This is a genomic window from Sphingomonas sp. SRS2, from assembly GCF_000971055.1.
Lineage (GTDB): Bacteria > Pseudomonadota > Alphaproteobacteria > Sphingomonadales > Sphingomonadaceae > Rhizorhabdus.
The window spans coordinates 13,040-30,399 of the sequence record NZ_LARW01000040.1; the positions used below are offsets into that span (position 1 = coordinate 13,040).

Consider the following 17,360-nt stretch of genomic DNA (forward strand, 5'->3'; position numbering starts at 1 on the left):
ACGATTCGACGAAAACGATCAATCGTTTCGGAGGCGGCTATATTCAGCAGCCGCCGCGAACGCCGCTTCCCGGGAATAGGGGCCCAGCCGGCCCAGCATGCCTCTCGGATCGCACAGATGCCACAGCAGCTCTCGCCGCCTGGGCCAACGGATCGCGGCACTCTCGGGCGTCAGCGTCATCACGGCGAGTTCCGCCCGCCCGATCAAGGCCGCGCCCTCGGGCGGCGGAACCGGGGGCGATGCGACCGACAGAAGGTCGGCGGCGCTCCGCCATGCGAAGATCAACTGGTTGCGCAGACCCTGCCTGTCTGCCGCGAGCAGGAGGCGTAGGCGCTCCTTCTCGTCCATTCCCCGCAGCATACGCGTCAGGTCGCACAGATACCGCATCGAATGTTCGCGGTGATAGACAGCCTTCACGAAGCTGATGGCCATCAGCAGGCAGGCATGGACGCCGGACAGCACCGGCACCTCCGCATGCCCAAGTCCAACACGCGAGGAATCGCGGATGTAGGTGGCGAGTTCGCGCGGCGCTGGGCATCCTGGCTGCTGGACGCGGTGATGCAGGTCGACGGTAGCAAGCGCCGCGTCGGACGCCATGAAGTGCTGTTCGCCCAGATAATGCCGCCACCAACGTGATTCGCAGCGTTGGGCGACCCGATAACCAAGTCGCGCCAATGCGCTGGCCGTGCGGTCATAATCATGATCGTCGACGAGCAGGTCGATGTCCGTCGACGGGCGGATGAAATAATCGCCGTAGAGGGTGTGAAGCTGGAGGGGGCCCTTGATCAGAACGAAGGGAAGCCCGCTTTGATCGAGCGCCGCGGTGACGCGCTGGATGGTCGACAGATTGACACTGTTGACCAGCAGCGCCCGCCCCCGGAACGCACGCGCGGCGTCGCGAAGCGACTGGGGTGCATCGATTCCGCAAATCATCGCGCCTTCATAGACATGGGTGAGCAGCCGCCCCGCCGCCGCAACGGCGATCAGCGCATCCCAGTCCAGTCGTTTGTCGAGCCAGGGCTCGGGCCGAGGAACGCAATCCAGCGCCGCAGCGAGCAGACGAAGAAGCGCGTTGTGCTGGGATGCACGCTCAGTGTGCCCGGGGGCCATATCGTCGGCAGCGGCGGTGTCGGCTGATGACCGGTCCCAGGTCTCGTCGATGGCATCGACGCGCATCGCCGCGCCCTCACGTGGCAACAGGCCGCCGATCAGGGACTCACTCGCCACGGGATGCGGGCCTTCCGGCTGGCGATGTGGCGCGCTGCGGCGGGCGAAAGGCGATGACGCCATCGCGATCGGGGCCGGGTTCGATCGTGATGAGCTGGTCCGCCAACATGGTCATCTGCGCGCGATGGGCGATGGTGACGATCGTCATCACGCCCCTCAGCCGCTCGAGGGACTTGACGATCAACCGCTCATTCTCCGGATCGAGCGCGCTTGTCGCCTCGTCGAGCAGAAGCAGGTCCGGCTTACGCAGTAGCGCCCTGGCCAGCGCTATACGCTGCCGCTCCCCGCCCGACAGTCGGATGCCGCGATCGGCCACGATGGTCGCCAGCCCCTCGGGCAGCAGCCTGACGAAGCCCGCCGCGCCACCCGCCTCCAGTGCGTCCCACATCGCCGCTTCGGACGCGTCAGGCGCGGCCAACGCCAGATTGGCGGCGATGCTGTCGTTTAGCAGGAACACCTCCTGCGGGACATAGGCGACCCTTTCGCGCCAAGACCGCAGCGATGCGGCGTCGAGCCGCCGACCGTCGATCAGCACCTGCCCCGTTCGCGGTTCGGCCAGCCCCATGATCATGTCGGCCATCGTGCTCTTGCCGCTGCCCGACGGGCCAGTGATCGCCGTGATCTCACCGGCCGGGATCACAAAGCTCGCCTCGCGCAATATGTCGTCGTCACCATCGGGATAACGGAAGCTGACGCGATCGAAGCGAATCTCGCGGCGGAGCGGCGGCAATGCGGCGAACGCCAGCCCTTCCGCACTTTCGCGATCGCCTTCAAAGCCGGCGGTCATCGCCCGGGCGCTATCGAAGGCGGGGAGATTTGACAGCAATTGCTGGATCGCATCCTGGATCGTCGTGAAGCGCGGCCCGATCCGCACGAACAGAAACAGCAGCACGGCGATACGTGGCAACGGCAGATGAAGCATCGCCACCGCGACATAGATGAAGCCGACCGCAGCAGCCGCGCCGGCGACCTGAAACACCAGTGCGCCGTTCGCCGCCGCCCGCGCATAATGCACCATCTCGCGCCGCACATCGCCGAGCATGGCGCCCAATCGCGCGACATAGCCCGCTTCCGCATTATAGGCTTTTGCGAGCTTCATGCCGCCGAGGAAATCCGACACCATCTGCTGCTGCTCCCGCAGCGAGGCGGTCAGCACCTGTCCGAAATGCGCGGCGCGGCGGCGGACGGGATAGAGCGCGACGAGCACCGCCCCGCCGACCGCCAGCGCGAACAGCGTCATCTTCCAGGAGATGACCGCCGCGAGCGTGGCGTAAACCGCCATCATCAGGATCGCCTGCGCCAGTAGCAGCAGGTTGAAGGTCGCGGCGCGTATCCGCTCGATATCCCCCGACAACGCTTGCTGAATATCAGACGGCCGGCTCTTCGCGATCAGCCGCCAGCGCGCCGCACCGATGGCGCCGAACAGTCGCAGCCGGATATCATCGACGCAGGCCTGCATCATCTGCGCCATCTGCACCGTGCGGAAGCGCGTGAAGACCGCCTGCACCGTGACGAAGCCGAGAAAACAGGCGAGCAACGGCAACAGCGCGAGATGCACTCCGGGAGCGAATAACGAACCGACGAGAGGGAGATCGGCCATTGTCATGCCGCCGCCGCCCTGCCCCGCCAGCTGCAGCAGCGGGATCAAGAGCAGGATGGACATGCCCTCGGTCAGTCCGCCGAGCAGCAGGAAGATCAGCGCGAGCAGCGCGCGTCCGCGCGTATGGACGAAGATGAAGCGCGCAAAATCGCCGATCCGTCCGATCACCGTCGGGCTCCCACCAGCGCTTCGACGAGCCGTACGCTTTCGTCAAGGCGGCCAAGATCAGCGGGAATCCGCAGGCGCGCTACACCAATCTGGCGGGTCAGGCGGGCGAAGCGTTGAAGATGATCGGCCTCCGCACGGCCAGACAGCAACGCTTTGCCGAAGCGGGTGATATAGGAGAAGCGCATAAGTGCGCCGAGGGCTTCGAAGCCTTCCAGCTGCTCTATGACAGGCTTGTCGCCGCCGCGATCGAGAATGAAAACATGGTCCAGGCGCAGTTGCCGGTGGGAGAAGGACGAAGCGGTGAGCCGATATTGGCGCTTGGCGAAGCCTGCATAAGCGAGCGGCAGCGCCTCGGCATTCGGCAAGGGAATCGCAGTCGAGCTTTCGTCCGACAGCTTGAGCTGGGCGAAGGCAGGCAGGATTCGCGGAACGATCGGATCGACGAGGTCGACGGCAAGAAGATCGTCGGTCAACAGCCGATGGCCCGCGCGTATCAGGGCTCCCGCTGTGGTCGACTTGCCCGCAAGCTTGTCGCCGACGAAGGCCGCGCTCATTCCATGAATTTCTACCGCGCTGGCATGGAGCAGAACCAGTCCGCGAAGGTGAAGAAGCAGCCCGAACACCGGCCCCAGCAGCGGGAATGCCAGGAAAGACATCGGCACATCGGGATAGGGCTCGATATCGATTCGCTGCACTCCGTCGAAACGGAAGGCGGCGACGCCGGGCCAGGCGAGATAATGCGCCCCCGAGGGATCGAGATCGATGACCACGCCCCCACTCTTCGGTGGAAGCGGCCGGCCGCAGGGAGCGAGGCGAACGAGGATATCGGGATCTCGCCCGGTCAGTTCGGACGGCGATAATTCGGGCAAGGGGATGTGCGATCGGATCGTTAGCCCGAAAGCGAAATATTCGGCGGCGGGTGAATGCTGGATCGTCGCCGCCGCCCCAACCTCGTCATGATTGAGCTTCTTCATGCCGCGACACCTTGGCGCTGCGCAGGCCAGACACGCCCCTGTCCGCGCCTTTCCAGCCATAGCGCCAGCATGATCGTTCGCCAGACCGCGAACAGTGAGCCGCCATCGACACCGCGCCCCTTATCCAACAGCCGGTCGAGGGCCGCTTTGGCGATATCCATATCGACATAAGCGCTTACCCCGCCTCGATCGCCGCGGACGAGGTTGCACACCAGCTGCTGACGGCGCAGCAGCGCATCGGCCAGCGCCGGAGCGAAATTATATTTGTCCAGCCGCAGTCGCACCGTTTCCGGCATAATTCCCTTCATCGCCTCTCGCAGCACGCGCCGTGGCAGGCCATCGGCCAGCTTTTCGCGCGATGGCAGCGAGAGGCAGAACTTCGCGAGCTTCAGATCATAGAAGGGATAGCGGCTCCTCACCCCGGCCGCCGCCGACATCCGGTCGAGTATCTCGAAGCCATAGGCCTGCTGCGGGGCCGAAAGCGCTTCAATATGCAGGTCGCGTTCACTGTGCCGGGCCGAACGCCGTACCGGCGACCGATCCTGCCGGTCGGACAGATTGACGCGGGCCGCCAGTTCCGGCGCAACCAGATCATCCGAAGAGGCCGGTGCCTCGCCGGACCAGCCCAATCTCGTCCGCGCCTCGTCCCAGCGCCGCCGTACCACCCGGACGCCAGCAATATGGCTTAGATAGGGCGACATGATCTGCCAGGGCGAAACGCCGTAGATCCCCGCGATGCCCGCGCTTTCGCGCCACAGATCGCGCCATTGCCCATCGGTCGCCAGTTCATTGAGCCGCCCGAGGCCGTGCGAGACGATCTCATCGCCACCATGGCCATCGAGCAGCACCGCGATGCCGGCAGTCGCCGCCCGCGCATAGATGCGCCGCGACAAGCTGACATTATAGGCGACGAACGGGCCCTCCTGCTCATCGAGCAGCGCCGGGAGTTCGGCAAGCGGGTCATCGTCATCGCCCGAGATGAAATCAGGTTCGAAGCGGCCAGTCTCGAGGATGGCTTCGATATGCGGGCGCTCGTTCCAGCCGGGGGTGCGATCGAGGGTCAGCGACAGGCTCCGCATCGGGCGAATGCCGGCTGCCTCCAGCGCGACTGCCGATGAATCCAGGCCGCCACTCAACATTACGCCTGTAGATGGCTCGACCAGCCGGCGACCAACCGCATCGCGAAACAATGTCCGGAACGTCTCGGGTGCGTTGCGGTGTTCTGCCACCGACACGTCCGACGGTTTCCAGAAGCCTGTGATGCGCGACGATGTCCGCGTCACCGTCAGCGCGTGGCCGGGCGGTAGCCGACATATGCCGCGATGGATCGTAACGCTGTGGTCGGCATAGCCGCCTGCGATCAGGTCGGCGATACCCGCTTCGTCCGGCTCATCGCCGATCGCGGGAATTGCAGTCAGGAAAGAGGTGATGGTCGCGGCCGCGAACAGCCGGTCGTCGAGATGATAGTAGAAAGGCCGGACACCGAAATGATCGCGGGCGCAAAACAGAATATCGCGCCTCCGATCGTAGAGGATGAAGGCAAACTCGCCCTCCAGCCGCTCGGGGCAATCTTCCCCCCAGCGTCGATAGGCCGCAGCAATGATCGCCGGGTCCAACAGCGATCTGGACAAACCCAACTCCGCGACAAGTTCGGCGCGATTGTCGAGCCGGGCGTCGGCCGCGACGGCGATCGGCGAGGCATCATCGCGCCCGTCGATCGGAAGCGACGCCCCGACCGCCCAGTCGAAGCGGCGGTGCCAGTACAGCAGGCCACGTCTGAGCAATGCGGCTTCAGCGGAGCCCAGCCCACTTCCGGCGACAGGCGCGCCGTCACGCCGGAAAATACCCGCGAACGCGTTCATCGCGCCGCCCCCTGAAGGTCGATCAGCGTAGTGAAACGGTCGAGATCCTCCTCCTGCCCACCAATCAGAACATGATCATCATCGATCAGCCAGGCGTGGGCGGCGACGCTGCCGTCATCGCGGCGCTGGACGCCGATCCGCACGACGGTCAGGTGGCCGGCCCGATGGCAGAGATAATGCCCTGCCAGCGCCTGGGTCAGGCAGGTGGCGGCCGGCACGAGCCGCGCCGCATGGCGAATCGCCCACATCATAAGTGGAACATTGGTGGCGGACCGGCGCGATCGGCCGGCCAGTGCAATCCGGCGCAGCAATGGCTGATAGCCCACCATGGTCAATCCGAAGCGGACCAGCACAACGACCAGAAGACAGTGCAACAGCAACCGGCCATGACGCCAGCCCAGCGCCATGCGTCTACGCAGCCGGAACATCGTCGATCTTGATGAGTCCGGAGGCGCTCAGCGCTGACAGCAGATTGTCGATATCCCGCACGCAACGGTCGGGATCGACATCGAAACTTTCCATGACCGACCGGCGGAGATCACCTACGGTCGCACGGTTGCCGAGTTCGGTCCAGATATGGGCGCCCACCCGATTCAGCTTGAAATAGCGGCTGCGGTCGAGATCCAGCAGCACCGCATCGCCGTCCAGATCGCAGGACACGACATCCCGGCCGGGCACGACAATCGAAGATGAGGATATTGCCAGTGGGAGAGGCATGGTCCTTGGTCCGATCGAATTATGGGCGTGTGGCGGCCAACTGCGGCAACACCGCAGTTGGCCTTTTCGAAACGTCGAAAGGATCAGGAAAAAGTCAGATCCGAAACCGGCGTTCCGGAGGAGAATGACGCGTCCAGCACGGTGCCGTCGGCACCACCCTGCGTCACCGCCTCAAACGATCCTACCTCCATAAGTTCAGGCGTTTCATAGTCAGCTTTGGACATTTTCAACCTCCTTGCTCCACACATTGACCAATCTCGCACGCCAAAGCGCTCAAGCAGTCGAGCCAAGGGTGTTGCGCCAACCGCACACTGTCAACATCATGGGTAAGTTGGTGTTAGTACATCGCCCATTCATCTTGGCCCTTAGCCAGATATAATGGAATACTATTGCCTGAATATAACGATCGAATATTACCGAATTTGGCAAATCTCTTCGAATTTACACAGTAACAATTTAATAAATTGAAATGCAACTCCACTAATTTAAATATATACGATGAGATACGCCTCTTTATTGCACCGCAATATAGAATATATCTCCTGCGAAGAGATTTGTTCCGTATATAGGAAAAATATATTAGGCTGGCGCGCCGACGCGAGTGAAGGTCGTTATCGACAATCTAAGTGATATTACTGAATCGACCGGATCGTGCGATCTGACGAGGCCACGCCTTTGTTGCGAAGGCGATACGATAGAGGGTGCATTGTTCGCGCCATGTGTAACGCCATTTAACGGTATCAGCGGCGCGTGACAGCCAATTTCACCCCCTAACCGTCACCGCCAGATCAGCCGCGCCGAGTCGGCGGCGTGCTAAACCCGCAGCGAGCGCCATCGCTCGACAAAAGCAGCGCCGGCCGGCGAACGACGTATCAATTGAATGATGCCCTGCCGAAGCCCCTGTCCGGCTGGTTGTCCATTACCCTTTTCGCGTTGGAAACGCGTCCGCGCCGCGTCGGTCCGGCTGGTCGGCCAGGTGATCCGCTGGCCCTCGACGCTGAGCACCGGACGGCCACTAAGTTCGGCGATCTCCACCGCCTGGCGGTCATCACTCTCCACGAACAGGCAGGCGTTCGTGCGCCGGTAGACCTTCGCCTTATGGATGGCGTGAAGCTTGAGCCGCCGCCGTTCCTCCGCCGTGACCCCGTCCAGCATCCACAGATTCTCGTAATCAACCGCATGGGTGCGCAGCCATTTCTCGGTTTCGGCGCGATATTTCTCGAGGCGGCTCGTTACCAGATGCTTGATCCGCACCCCCGGCTGGAGCAGCGGCCGCGCATTGAGCAGGAACTGCTGGTAGCGCTCGCCGTCGTCATTATCCTCGTCGGCAGGATCGTGGCAGAGCACACCATCGATATCGAAGCAGGAATCGGCCAGCCGGTTGTGGCGCATCAGATTCCACTGGAATATCCTGGGATGCTGGACGAGTTCCAGCCACACATCGATTTCGGGATGTTCTTCCTGCACGGCATAGACCGCACAATAGGTGACGTCGGCGCCGGGCCGTTCGGCTTCGATGCGACTGCGCACCTCCGCCATCGACGTACCCGACAAGATGCTGTCGTCCACCACGAGCACGCGACCCGGGGTTTCCGAACCATCGACTCGCATCGTGTCGCGAACCGTTCGACCAACGAACGGTCGCAAGCCCGCGAGATAGCTTTCGAGATCGACGAACGGCAGGTTAAGATGGGTGGCCATCATGTTGGCGGCGAGCATGCCGCTGCGCGGAATGCCGACGATCAGATCGACGTCGGCCGGTAGTCGATAGCTGTTGCGGGTGATGCTCGCAGCCAGATCGGCAAAGGAGCGATATTCCATTGGGAGCGATACTCCATTTAGCCCAACTCTCAGCCTGTTTCCTGCCCCGCACGGCGCGATTGCGCTTCATGCAACTCCAACCATCTGAAGGTACACCATTATTTCTGCGCGGTAATGCCTATGCTGCAAAGCGGTATGACTTTGGGCCCAATGGTTGCAGACGGGGCCTCAACGACAAGAGCGCGCAAAGGCTCTCGCCCTCTCGCAGGCCGCACGCTCAAGCGCGTTTACGGCACGCTTGCCGGGTAGCCTGCCGGGCCAGCCTCCAAGCCGAGACGGGCAGCCACGACTTCGGCGATCGCGAGAGACGCGGTAAGTCCGGGCGATTCGATCCCGAACAGGTTTACCAGGCCGGGAAGGCCATGGCGCTCGGGCCCATCGATGCGGAAGTCGGCGACGGCGGATCCGGGTCCGCCGATCTTGGGGCGCACTCCGGCATAGCCAGGCTGCAGCCGGTTGGCATCGATCCCCGCCCAGATCAGTCGGGCGGCGGCGAGAAATTGCGTCCCCCGCGCCGGATCGACGGTATAATCTACCGCATCGATCCATTCGACGTCTGGGCCGAAGCGCGCCATGCCAGCCATGTCGAGGGTAAGATGCGTGCCAAGGCCGCCCGGCACCGGCACCGGATAGATCAGATGCCGGAACGGCACGCGCCCCGAATAGGTGAAGTAGACACCGCGGGCATAGCGGATGTCCGGAACATGCTCGGCGGCGAGGCCCTCGGTGGAAAGGGCAATATCATGGGCGGCCAGCCCCCCTGCATTGACAACCGACCGGGCGACCGCCGCCGGCTCGCGCTCACCGTTGATATGCACACCCCAGCCGCCGGACCTGCGCGAGAGGCCCGTGACCGTGGATCGCCCGGCGAAGATCGCGCCATGGGCGGCCGCCTCCCCCAGCAGGGTGTTCATATAAGCGTGCGAGTCGATGATTCCCGTTGATGGTGACAGCAACGCCTCATGGCAGACGAGCTCGGGTTCGATATCCGCAGCTTCGCGGGCAGACAGACGGCGCAGATCGTCGACGCCTGCGGCATCGGCAGCCATCTTTATCTCGTCGAGGCGGATCGCCTGCGCGGCATCGGCAGCGAAGATGATCTTGCCGGTGCGGCGGTGCGGCACATCATGATCGGTGCAATATCTGTAAAGTAATGCCCGCCCGCGTGTGCAGAGCGATGCCTTAAGAGATCCACGCGGATAATAAATACCGGCGTGGATCACTTCACTATTTCTTGAGCTCGTCCAAGTTCCATGCGCAGCCTCGCCATCGACAATGATCGTTTCGTAGCCGAAAACAGCGAAGGACCGGGCAATAGATAGCCCAACGACGCCGCCACCGATCACGACGACATCAATCATCAACATAGATTAGGCCCATGAGATCGTGATCTCCGTCACATATTGTACGAATTAAATCCCTTATGCTTTGTATCATCAATCCGTCTATGGTAATGCACTTTCAGTCGTTGTTGCCATGCGTTCAATAGGAGGCGCTATGCGATCCGTTTCCGCGGTGGTTCTCACCTATAATCGACGCGATCTGGTGGAGGATTGCCTCCGCGCGATCGGGGCTCAGTCCCATCCCGTGGATCGAATCGTGGTCATCGACAATGGCAGCACCGACGGCACTGCAGACATGCTGGCGCGGAACTGGTCGGACAAGATCGAGCTTCACATCCTGCCGAAGAACCTCGGCGCGGCAGGCGGCTTCAACGCGGGCATCCGGATGGCCTATCGCTCGCAGGCCGACGCGATCTGGGTGATGGACGATGACGTGATGCCCGATCCCGACGCGCTCGAACGGCTGATCGATGCCGACGCGCTGCTGCGCGCGCGACACCTCGATCCGCCTTTCGTCATCTCGACCGCGCGAACCCCCGGCGGCATCGTCACCAACGTCCCCGACATCGACCTGGCCCGCAACAGCCTGTCCTACCAGAACTGGCCTGAACTGCTCGAACACTGCCTGGTGCCGGTGCGGCGGGCGACCTTCGTGTCGATCCTGCTGCCTCGCGCGACGCTCGACGAGTTCGGCCTGCCGATCGCATCGATGTTCATCTGGGGCGAGGATACCGAATATACCGCGCGGATCACGCGCGAGCGGGCCGGCTATCTGGTCGGCAACAGCCGCGCCGTCCATGTTCGCCAGCTCGATGGCAAACTCGATATCCGCACCGAGACCAATCCCACCCGGATCGGCTATCATTATTATTTCCTGCGCAATCAGGCTTACAACGTCCGCCACTATCAATCGGCCGGCGCCTTTATCCGCCACCTGTTCCGACAGGCGAAGATCGCGGGCAAATTGTTGCTGACCGGCCAGTTTCGCAAGGCGAAGATCGTCGCCACGGGGACGATGTCGGGAATCATCTTCCGTCCCACGATCGAGGCTGCGGATGCGCCGATCGATACGAGCGGCTGGCAGTCCTTCATGATGATGACCGAACAGATTATCACTACCGCCGCGGCATGACGCAGCGTCGCTCCGGCCTGTGCCGGAGCGAGCATGTGCATCATCGGGACGGAGCCCTAGAATATCGGTTTCGCCGACTGGTCGATCAGGGGCCAGCTCGCGTCTTTGTCGGAAATCGTAGAGACCGGCAGAGGCCAGTCGATGTCGAGCAGCGGATCGCTGTAGCGCACCCCGCCCTCGGCTTCGGGCGTGTAGGGCGCGGTGACGAGATAGCTGACCTCGATATCGTCGACGAGCGTCTGGAAACTATGGGCAAAACCCGGCGGGACATAGAGCTGACGGCGGTTTTCGGCTGAAAGCTCGAATCCCTCATGCTTCAGATAGGTCGGCGATCCACTGCGCATATCGACGATCACATCGAGGATCGCGCCACGCACGCAACGGACCAGCTTGGCCTCGGTATAGGGCGGGCGCTGATAATGCATCCCGCGGATCGTCCCCTTGTCGGCGGAAACCGACATATTCTGCTGGACGAAATCGGTAAGCAGGTCGTGGGCTGCGAACTCCTTCGCGCACATGGTTCGTGCGAACATGCCGCGCTCGTCGCCACGCGGCTCGACGTCGATCAGCCAGGCGTCCTGAAGCGTGGTCTTATGGAAGATCATGAAGGCTCCTCATGCCGCTTGTAGCTTGCCGCTGAATAGTTGCTGCTGTTCCGCATAGAGGCGGTCGATCAGCCGTCCTGCCGGCACCGCCACGTCTTCCCAGCCGATCGCATGATCCTCCGCGACCGGCCGCACCAGCGTGCAGCCAAGCGCAAGGCCGAGCGGAAGCAGCCGGTCGCGTTCGATGACGTCGCTATTCTCGGCGACGCCATAGGCCTCATAGCCGCCGAACTCGCCGATTACCTCGCCGGGCCGGAGCGGTTTCTTCGCCATTGCGATAACGCCGACGCGCGGTGGCCCGGCGGGCGCAAGCACCGCATCCCCGAACAGCGCAGCCCGTGCTATCGATGTCGGCACCTCGAAATGGCAGAGATGATAAGGCGTCGAGAAGCAATAATAGGGTCCGGTACCCAGCTTGTAGAGGTTGAGGAAATGCTGCTGCCGGGGATCGTCATGCGTCCCCAGCACAAACACCCCCGGCCCCGGCCGCGCGCCCACCACATAGTCGACCAGCCCCGTCGATGCTCCGTCCAGCGCATCAGCGAAGGCTGAAACGGTCTCCTCCAGCGGGACCAGGGGGGACGTGGGGTCCCCGCCGGAGAAGTCAGGGCCGATCATGCCACGACGGGCCACGGTAAAGCCGGTGCCGTTGGCGACGATCGCTTGTTCGTAGGAAATCTTGGTGCCATCGGCGAAGGAGGCGACCATCGCGGCCTTCTGGCCCCATTTCTCGGCAAAGGCCCGCTGCGTCGCTGGATTTCGCTTTGGATCGTGCAGTCCCTTGATGTTCCCGCACAGCACTGGCTTGACGCCGAGCCCGGCCACGAAGCGGAACAGGTTCATCTGAACGCCCGGCTGGTCGCCATCGGAAAAGCTGTAGATCACCCCTGCCGCGTCGGCCCGGGCCTTCAGGATCGGGCCGACGGTGCCATCGACCTCGGCATTCATCTGGACGACGTGCTTCCCCGCGCGAATTGCAGCCACGATCACCGCGGCGGCATAGTCGATCGAGCCCGTAACCTCGACGACGACATCGACGCCATCGGCCTCCGCAAGCCCGATCGCATCCTCGGTGACAGCGTGCTGCCCCGCGGCGATCGCGGCCTCGATAGCGCGGCGGGAGTCGCACAGGCGCGGCGTGATGCCCATCGCCTCGAACGCCGCGCTGGCCGGTCCGATGTTGCGATTGGCGAGCGCGACCACCGTCATCCCGGGCGTTACCGTGACGATCTGCCGGACGATCGCGGCGCCCTGGAAACCTGCGCCGACGATGCCGACGCGGATCGGCCGCCCCTCCTCCTCGCGGCGGCGCAACGCGGTATCGACCAGTATCATATCTGCCCGTCCTTCCCGCCGGTCATGCCCACACCTTCCACGGCGCGTCGCCTCTGGCCCAGAGATCCTCGAGCAGATGCTTGTCGCGCAGCGAGTCCATGCTCTGCCAGAAGCCGTCATGATGGTAGCTGGCCAGCTTGCCCCTCGCGATCAGCCGGTCCATCGGCTCGGCTTCGAGAGTGGTCTGGTCGCCATCGATCAGGTCGAGCATCTCGGGCTCGCAGACGAAGAAGCCGCCATTGATCAGGCCACCGTCCGCCACACCCTTTTCGCGAAAACCATGGACCAGCCTGCGGTCGTCACTGAAGCGCAGCGCGCCGTATCGTCCGGGCTGAGTGACGGCGGTAAGCGTGCACCAGGCATCGGTCGATTCATGTGTGGCGACGAGCGCTGGAATATCGACGTTGCTGACGCCGTCGCCATAAGTCAGCCCGAAGCGGCCATCCTGAAGCAGGTGCCGCGCGCGCAGCAGGCGTCCACCAGTCAGCGTATCGATCCCGGTGCCGACCACCGTGACCCGCCAGTCCTCACCGACCGCCTCCAGCCATTCGACATCGCCCGATTTCAGGTCGATCGTGAAATCGCAGGCCTTGCTGCGATAGCTCAGGAAATAATCGCGGATGAAGTCGACCTTGTAGCCGCCGATCACCACGAAGTCCTTATAGCCGTGGTGAGCATAGATCTTCATGATGTGCCACATGATCGGACGACCGCCGATCTCGACCATAGGCTTGGGCCGCACGGTGGTTTCTTCGCTCAAACGGGTACCGAACCCGCCGGCTAGCAGGGCAATCTTGCGCATGATCCCTCCCGTCAGGCCGCGATGGCGGCGGTGTCGGCGGGACGCAGCCAGCGCAGGCTTTCGGAGAGCCGTCCGCTGGCTATATGATCCTGCAGGATGCGCAACCGGATCAGCGGAGACGCGCGGAAATCGGCATCGGCGAATCCCATGCTCCGTAGACCAGCGACGAGTTCGTCGATCGACTGGGCGAGGCTCACGCGCGGCAGATGATTGGGCGCGAGCGACGCGAATTTGCTGAAGTCGACCTGATAGGACCGGCTGTCGGCGGGAGCATCGGTGTTGATGTTCACTGTCGTCCCCGGGACCGCCGCAGCGACCGCATTGGCGAGATCGCGAACCTGATAGTTGGCGCTGTCGATACCGGCGTTCACCACCAGGAACCGGCCCCCGTTGCTCGCCGGACGCATCGCCGCCCAGTCGATCGCGCGGGCCATGTCCTGGGTGTCGATCAGCGGGCGCCAGGGGGTGCCATCGCTGAGCACGGTAATCTCGCCAGAGGCCAGCGCGCAGGCGACGAAATCGTTGAGAACAAGGTCAAGCCGAAGCCTGTCCGACATGCCGCAGGCCGTGGCGAAGCGCAGGCAGGTCACGACCATGTCGCCGTCGAGCCCTTCTAGTTCGGTCTCGGTGCCGATCTTCGAAGCGGCATAGTCGGTCACGGGATTGAGCGAATCACCCTCCCGGCGGGGGCCGCCATCAGCGACGCCATAGACGCTGCAACTTGACGCGAACACGAAGTTGCGAACACCGGCGGCGTTGGCCATCCGGCCGATACGCACCGACGTGTCCTGATTGATCGCCCGCGTCACCGCGGCGAAGCGGCTCCCCATCGGATCATTGGAAACCGCGGCAAGGTGGACGATGACATCGTAGCCCTTGAGCGCGCCTTCATCGAGCTCCCGGACATCGCCGAAAATCTGCCGGTCGAGTTGGCGTTCGGGGAGTTGCGTAGTGCCGGTCAGGCAATGCGCGAAATAGCCATTGTCGAAGCCATCGATGGTCGCGCCGCGATGATTTTCGCGAAGGTGCCGTACGACGGCGGGGCCGACATAGCCCATATTACCGGTAACGAGGATCCGCATATATATCCCTTTCCAGATATGCCACGGCCAGGGCCCCTGGACCCCAACGTACCCCCCGGTACTGCAGTAAAAACCGGCGCGGATTCGGCCCCACAGCCAAATGGTCGCTCCAGTAAAAACCCCGTGCAACTTGGTAGGACAAAACTTGGATCGGACTTGTAACGGCTAGATAGGAACATGATCCGATGCGTCCGTCAACCGCATTTGTGCAATGCAACCTGTTGACAGCCGCGATTACAACAAGCAGCATGAAGAAGATCATTTCGATACGTCATCGAAATAATGTCTTTACCGACCATTTTGAGTAAAGTTTGGGGGTGGCGCCGGACTTACCGGAGTATCGCTGCGATGTTGTTAGATTATATTAGAGCCTGCATGCCTAACGCGACGAAGCGTGCGGTTTTTAAGCTATCGTGCAGAGTAAACTTACTCAGGTTAGTCGAAGGTTCAGCTTCGCTGTCCTTTCTCCCGCGCCGGTTCGAAACACTGGCGCCGAGCCCCTTGCTGCTAAGCAGCATGGTTCGGACCGTATGTCCGGTGGAACGGACTGACAGCTCCGGCGATGGGAGAATCTCCTTCATATGATCATCGCAGACGACCACCGCGCCGATGCATCGGCCGCTACGACAGGCGAGATGGCGCAGCCTCTGCTGCTTTCCCATGTCCGCGACGACATGACCGCCATTTTTGGGGCAACCGCCCGCTCTTTTCCCGCCCCGCCTCATGCCATGCCTGTGCGGAAGGCCGATGACCCGAAGACCTATGCAGCATTCCATCGACGCCGCCGAATCGCCGCCGGCCCGCTCGTCTGTGCGGCGCTGGCCGGGCTGCTGCTTGGCGTAGTTGCGGTCGGGATACCGCAGCTAACAGGCCATATGACAGCGCCGCGCAAGATTGTGGCGCCCGCTGCGACCGTCGCGGAAAATCCGTTCGAAGCGGCGCCCGCCCTCCCGATTCGTACGGCAGCCGCGCAGCCGCCAGCTGCGACGCCCGATCCGCCCGTCGCCAAGGCGATAAATTCGCCCGTTGCCAAGGCGATAAATCCGCCGGTCGCCAAGGCGATTATGGTGGAAAGAACGCCCACGAAGCCGGTCACGCGGTCCGACGAAGCTCGGGCCTCTGCCGAAGCGCCGCCCGGAGGCTCACAATGCGCAGGCGATCGACTCGAGCGCCATTGGTGCATGCGGCACGACATATTGGAAGCCGACCGGGCCTTGCGCCTGGCTTATGCCCGGGCGATCCGCGAAGGTGTCGAGCGGCGCTTCCTGGTTGCGCATCAGCGGCGCTGGACCCAGCTCCGCGACCGCGCCACGCGCGATCCCGACGCCGTCCTGGCCGGCTACCGCGAACTGGCCGACGACCTCGAGCGACTCGCGGTCAACGGCCGGCGACAGGACCGGATATCATGAGCGGAGCACTTGCCTTCGCCGAACCGCGCTCCGCTTCGCCAGCGCCCCATGTCGATGGTCAGCTGGCCTATGCGATTGGCGATGTCCACGGCTGCTACGGGCTGTTCCGCGACCTTCTGGCGAAAATCGCCCGCGACGCCGCCATGACGGCAAACGGTCGCCGGCCGATCATTATCCAGCTCGGCGACCTGATCGATCGCGGCCCGCATTCGGCGCAGGTGGTGGAGGCCGCGACATGGCTCCAGCGGCGTGGAGACATCGAGTTCCAGCAGTTGATGGGCAATCACGAGCGCGCGATGCTCGACTTCCTGGAGCAGCCGGACGGCGAGGGCTGGCTGATGTTCGGTGGCGGCGCGACGATGCGGTCCTACGGCGTCGAACCGCCCGCGCTGGACGCGCCCGCCACGACTTTCATCGCGGCGCGCGATGCGATGTTGCAAAGGATGCCCGCTTCGCACCTTCGCAGCATCGAACATGCCAGGTCGATGGTGACGTTGGGCGACTACGCCTTCGTCCATGCCGGCATCAAGCCAGGCGTCGCGCTGGCGGAACAGGAAGAAGATGCTCTGCTATGGATCGGCGAAGAGTTTACGGAATCCCGGGCGCCGTTCGAGAAGATCGTCGTCCACGGCCATACGATCGAGAATGAAGCCCGCATCCGCCCTAACCGCATCGGTATCGACACGGGCGCCTATATGTCAGGAATCCTGACCGCGCTTCGGATCGAGGATGGCGATATGCGGTTAATTCAGGCTGGAAAGGAGAGCGGCCATGACATGCCGCTGTAACTCAGCCGAGTATGTAGCGGGCGAGCATCCATCCGCCGCCGATCACGACAACCCAGCACCCTATAGCGAGCGAGACGGCGATAAGACCCCGCACAGCGCCCGGAAAGCGATACTCATTTTCCGTTACAGTAACTGGCTGTTCCATTCGCCTACGCAAATATGCACGCAAGCTGCGAGCCGGAGATACCGTGGGACGAACAGACAGGAACGCGGCATTAAGACGTCGGCCATGGTCGTCCCCTCCCGTCTCAGTTCCGGTCTTATCTGGCGCCCGTTTCACACCATCGGGTGTAAAGGCATCACTGGTCGCGAGCAAGCCGCGATTCACCTTGGGTTAATACTGAATAGCTTTGCTGCATTCCTCCATGCCGCGGCGGTTTTTTTGAGACGATCGCTTCTTTCCTCAGGGTGGATCGAAGTACATCGTCATGGAATTTCACCATTTCCGTCAGCATCCTCGCCCGCCTGCGCGCACCCCGCCATGCGGGGCCGCGG

At 62.9% G+C, this 17,360-nt stretch carries 16 protein-coding genes; 3 read left to right on the plus strand and 13 right to left on the minus strand.

Annotated elements, in window-relative coordinates:
* Positions 1-18: 18 nt before the first annotated feature.
* The 9 genes from WP12_RS00760 to WP12_RS00795 form a co-directional block, all read right to left on the minus strand.
* Positions 19-1,227: a nucleotidyltransferase domain-containing protein gene (locus WP12_RS00760; protein ID WP_160299113.1), complete on the minus strand. Its 1,209-nt coding sequence runs from the start codon at positions 1,225-1,227 to the stop codon at positions 19-21.
* On the minus strand, positions 1,217-2,995 hold the full coding sequence (locus tag WP12_RS00765; RefSeq protein ID WP_046191854.1) for an ABC transporter ATP-binding protein: 1,779 nt from the start codon (positions 2,993-2,995) through the stop codon (positions 1,217-1,219). Before WP12_RS00765 ends, WP12_RS00760 begins: the two co-directional genes overlap by 11 nt.
* Complete coding sequence (locus WP12_RS00770; protein WP_046191855.1) at positions 2,992-3,969, minus strand: serine kinase; 978 nt, start codon at positions 3,967-3,969, stop codon at positions 2,992-2,994. The genes WP12_RS00765 and WP12_RS00770 overlap by 4 nt, the downstream gene beginning before the upstream one ends.
* Positions 3,966-5,831, minus strand: a complete 1,866-nt coding sequence (locus WP12_RS00775) for an asparagine synthase-related protein (protein WP_046191856.1) — start codon at positions 5,829-5,831, stop codon at positions 3,966-3,968. Before WP12_RS00775 ends, WP12_RS00770 begins: the two co-directional genes overlap by 4 nt.
* The gene (locus WP12_RS00780; RefSeq protein ID WP_046191857.1) at positions 5,828-6,259 is read right to left on the minus strand and encodes a lasso peptide biosynthesis B2 protein; all 432 of its coding nucleotides are present in this window, start codon (positions 6,257-6,259) and stop codon (positions 5,828-5,830) included. Before WP12_RS00780 ends, WP12_RS00775 begins: the two co-directional genes overlap by 4 nt.
* Positions 6,243-6,548, minus strand: coding sequence for a PqqD family protein (locus tag WP12_RS00785; RefSeq protein ID WP_235398822.1), 306 nt, complete (start codon positions 6,546-6,548; stop codon positions 6,243-6,245). The genes WP12_RS00780 and WP12_RS00785 overlap by 17 nt, the downstream gene beginning before the upstream one ends.
* Positions 6,549-6,631: 83 nt before the next feature.
* Positions 6,632-6,772, minus strand: coding sequence for a lasso RiPP family leader peptide-containing protein (locus WP12_RS24635; RefSeq protein WP_152663844.1), 141 nt, complete (start codon positions 6,770-6,772; stop codon positions 6,632-6,634).
* 589 nt (positions 6,773-7,361) lie between these two features.
* Positions 7,362-8,369, minus strand: a complete 1,008-nt coding sequence (locus tag WP12_RS00790; RefSeq protein ID WP_046191858.1) for a phosphoribosyltransferase family protein — start codon at positions 8,367-8,369, stop codon at positions 7,362-7,364.
* 227 nt (positions 8,370-8,596) lie between these two features.
* On the minus strand, positions 8,597-9,736 hold the full coding sequence (locus WP12_RS00795) for an NAD(P)/FAD-dependent oxidoreductase (protein WP_046191859.1): 1,140 nt from the start codon (positions 9,734-9,736) through the stop codon (positions 8,597-8,599).
* Positions 9,737-9,866: 130 nt separating this feature from the next.
* Between WP12_RS00795 and WP12_RS00800 the strand changes: the two genes are divergently transcribed.
* Entirely contained in the window at positions 9,867-10,844 is a 978-nt protein-coding gene (locus tag WP12_RS00800; RefSeq protein WP_046191860.1) for a glycosyltransferase family 2 protein, read from the plus strand.
* 56 nt (positions 10,845-10,900) lie between these two features.
* On the opposite strand, the gene rfbC is transcribed toward WP12_RS00800, so the two are convergent.
* From rfbC to WP12_RS00820, 4 genes are read right to left on the minus strand one after another with little or no spacing between them, the layout of a single operon-like run.
* Positions 10,901-11,449 (minus strand): dTDP-4-dehydrorhamnose 3,5-epimerase, encoded by a 549-nt coding sequence (rfbC, locus tag WP12_RS00805; RefSeq protein WP_046191861.1) that lies wholly within the window; start codon positions 11,447-11,449, stop codon positions 10,901-10,903.
* A gap of 9 nt (positions 11,450-11,458) precedes the next feature.
* Positions 11,459-12,784: an NAD(P)H-dependent oxidoreductase gene (locus WP12_RS00810; RefSeq protein ID WP_046191862.1), complete on the minus strand. Its 1,326-nt coding sequence runs from the start codon at positions 12,782-12,784 to the stop codon at positions 11,459-11,461.
* A gap of 22 nt (positions 12,785-12,806) precedes the next feature.
* Entirely contained in the window at positions 12,807-13,586 is a 780-nt protein-coding gene (rfbF, locus tag WP12_RS00815) for a glucose-1-phosphate cytidylyltransferase (protein WP_046191863.1), read from the minus strand.
* A gap of 11 nt (positions 13,587-13,597) precedes the next feature.
* Positions 13,598-14,668 carry an NAD-dependent epimerase/dehydratase family protein gene (locus tag WP12_RS00820; protein WP_046191864.1) on the minus strand — a complete coding sequence of 357 codons (1,071 nt, stop codon included), beginning with the start codon at positions 14,666-14,668 and terminating at the stop codon, positions 13,598-13,600.
* Between the two features lie 581 nt (positions 14,669-15,249).
* On the opposite strand from WP12_RS00820, the gene WP12_RS00830 reads away from it, so the two are divergent.
* A complete protein-coding gene (locus tag WP12_RS00830; protein WP_052730138.1) occupies positions 15,250-16,077 on the plus strand; it encodes a hypothetical protein in 828 nt (275 codons plus the stop codon).
* A complete protein-coding gene (locus WP12_RS00835) occupies positions 16,074-16,865 on the plus strand; it encodes a metallophosphoesterase (RefSeq protein ID WP_046191866.1) in 792 nt (263 codons plus the stop codon). The genes WP12_RS00830 and WP12_RS00835 overlap by 4 nt, the downstream gene beginning before the upstream one ends.
* Positions 16,866-17,360 lie beyond the last annotated feature (495 nt).

Coding starts and splice junctions, on each gene's coding strand:
- WP12_RS00770 (WP_046191855.1), bottom strand. CDS start 3,969: ATGAAGAAGCTCAATCATGACGAGGTTGGGGCGGCGGCGACGATCCAG.
- WP12_RS00775 (WP_046191856.1), bottom strand. CDS start 5,831: ATGAACGCGTTCGCGGGTATTTTCCGGCGTGACGGCGCGCCTGTCGCC.
- WP12_RS00780 (WP_046191857.1), bottom strand. CDS start 6,259: ATGTTCCGGCTGCGTAGACGCATGGCGCTGGGCTGGCGTCATGGCCGG.
- WP12_RS00785 (WP_235398822.1), bottom strand. CDS start 6,548: ATGCCTCTCCCACTGGCAATATCCTCATCTTCGATTGTCGTGCCCGGC.
- WP12_RS24635 (WP_152663844.1), bottom strand. CDS start 6,772: ATGTCCAAAGCTGACTATGAAACGCCTGAACTTATGGAGGTAGGATCG.
- WP12_RS00790 (WP_046191858.1), bottom strand. CDS start 8,369: ATGGAATATCGCTCCTTTGCCGATCTGGCTGCGAGCATCACCCGCAAC.
- WP12_RS00795 (WP_046191859.1), bottom strand. CDS start 9,736: ATGTTGATGATTGATGTCGTCGTGATCGGTGGCGGCGTCGTTGGGCTA.
- WP12_RS00800 (WP_046191860.1), top strand. CDS start 9,867: ATGCGATCCGTTTCCGCGGTGGTTCTCACCTATAATCGACGCGATCTG.
- rfbC (WP_046191861.1), bottom strand. CDS start 11,449: ATGATCTTCCATAAGACCACGCTTCAGGACGCCTGGCTGATCGACGTC.
- WP12_RS00810 (WP_046191862.1), bottom strand. CDS start 12,784: ATGATACTGGTCGATACCGCGTTGCGCCGCCGCGAGGAGGAGGGGCGG.
- rfbF (WP_046191863.1), bottom strand. CDS start 13,586: ATGCGCAAGATTGCCCTGCTAGCCGGCGGGTTCGGTACCCGTTTGAGC.
- WP12_RS00820 (WP_046191864.1), bottom strand. CDS start 14,668: ATGCGGATCCTCGTTACCGGTAATATGGGCTATGTCGGCCCCGCCGTC.
- WP12_RS00830 (WP_052730138.1), top strand. CDS start 15,250: ATGATCATCGCAGACGACCACCGCGCCGATGCATCGGCCGCTACGACA.
- WP12_RS00835 (WP_046191866.1), top strand. CDS start 16,074: ATGAGCGGAGCACTTGCCTTCGCCGAACCGCGCTCCGCTTCGCCAGCG.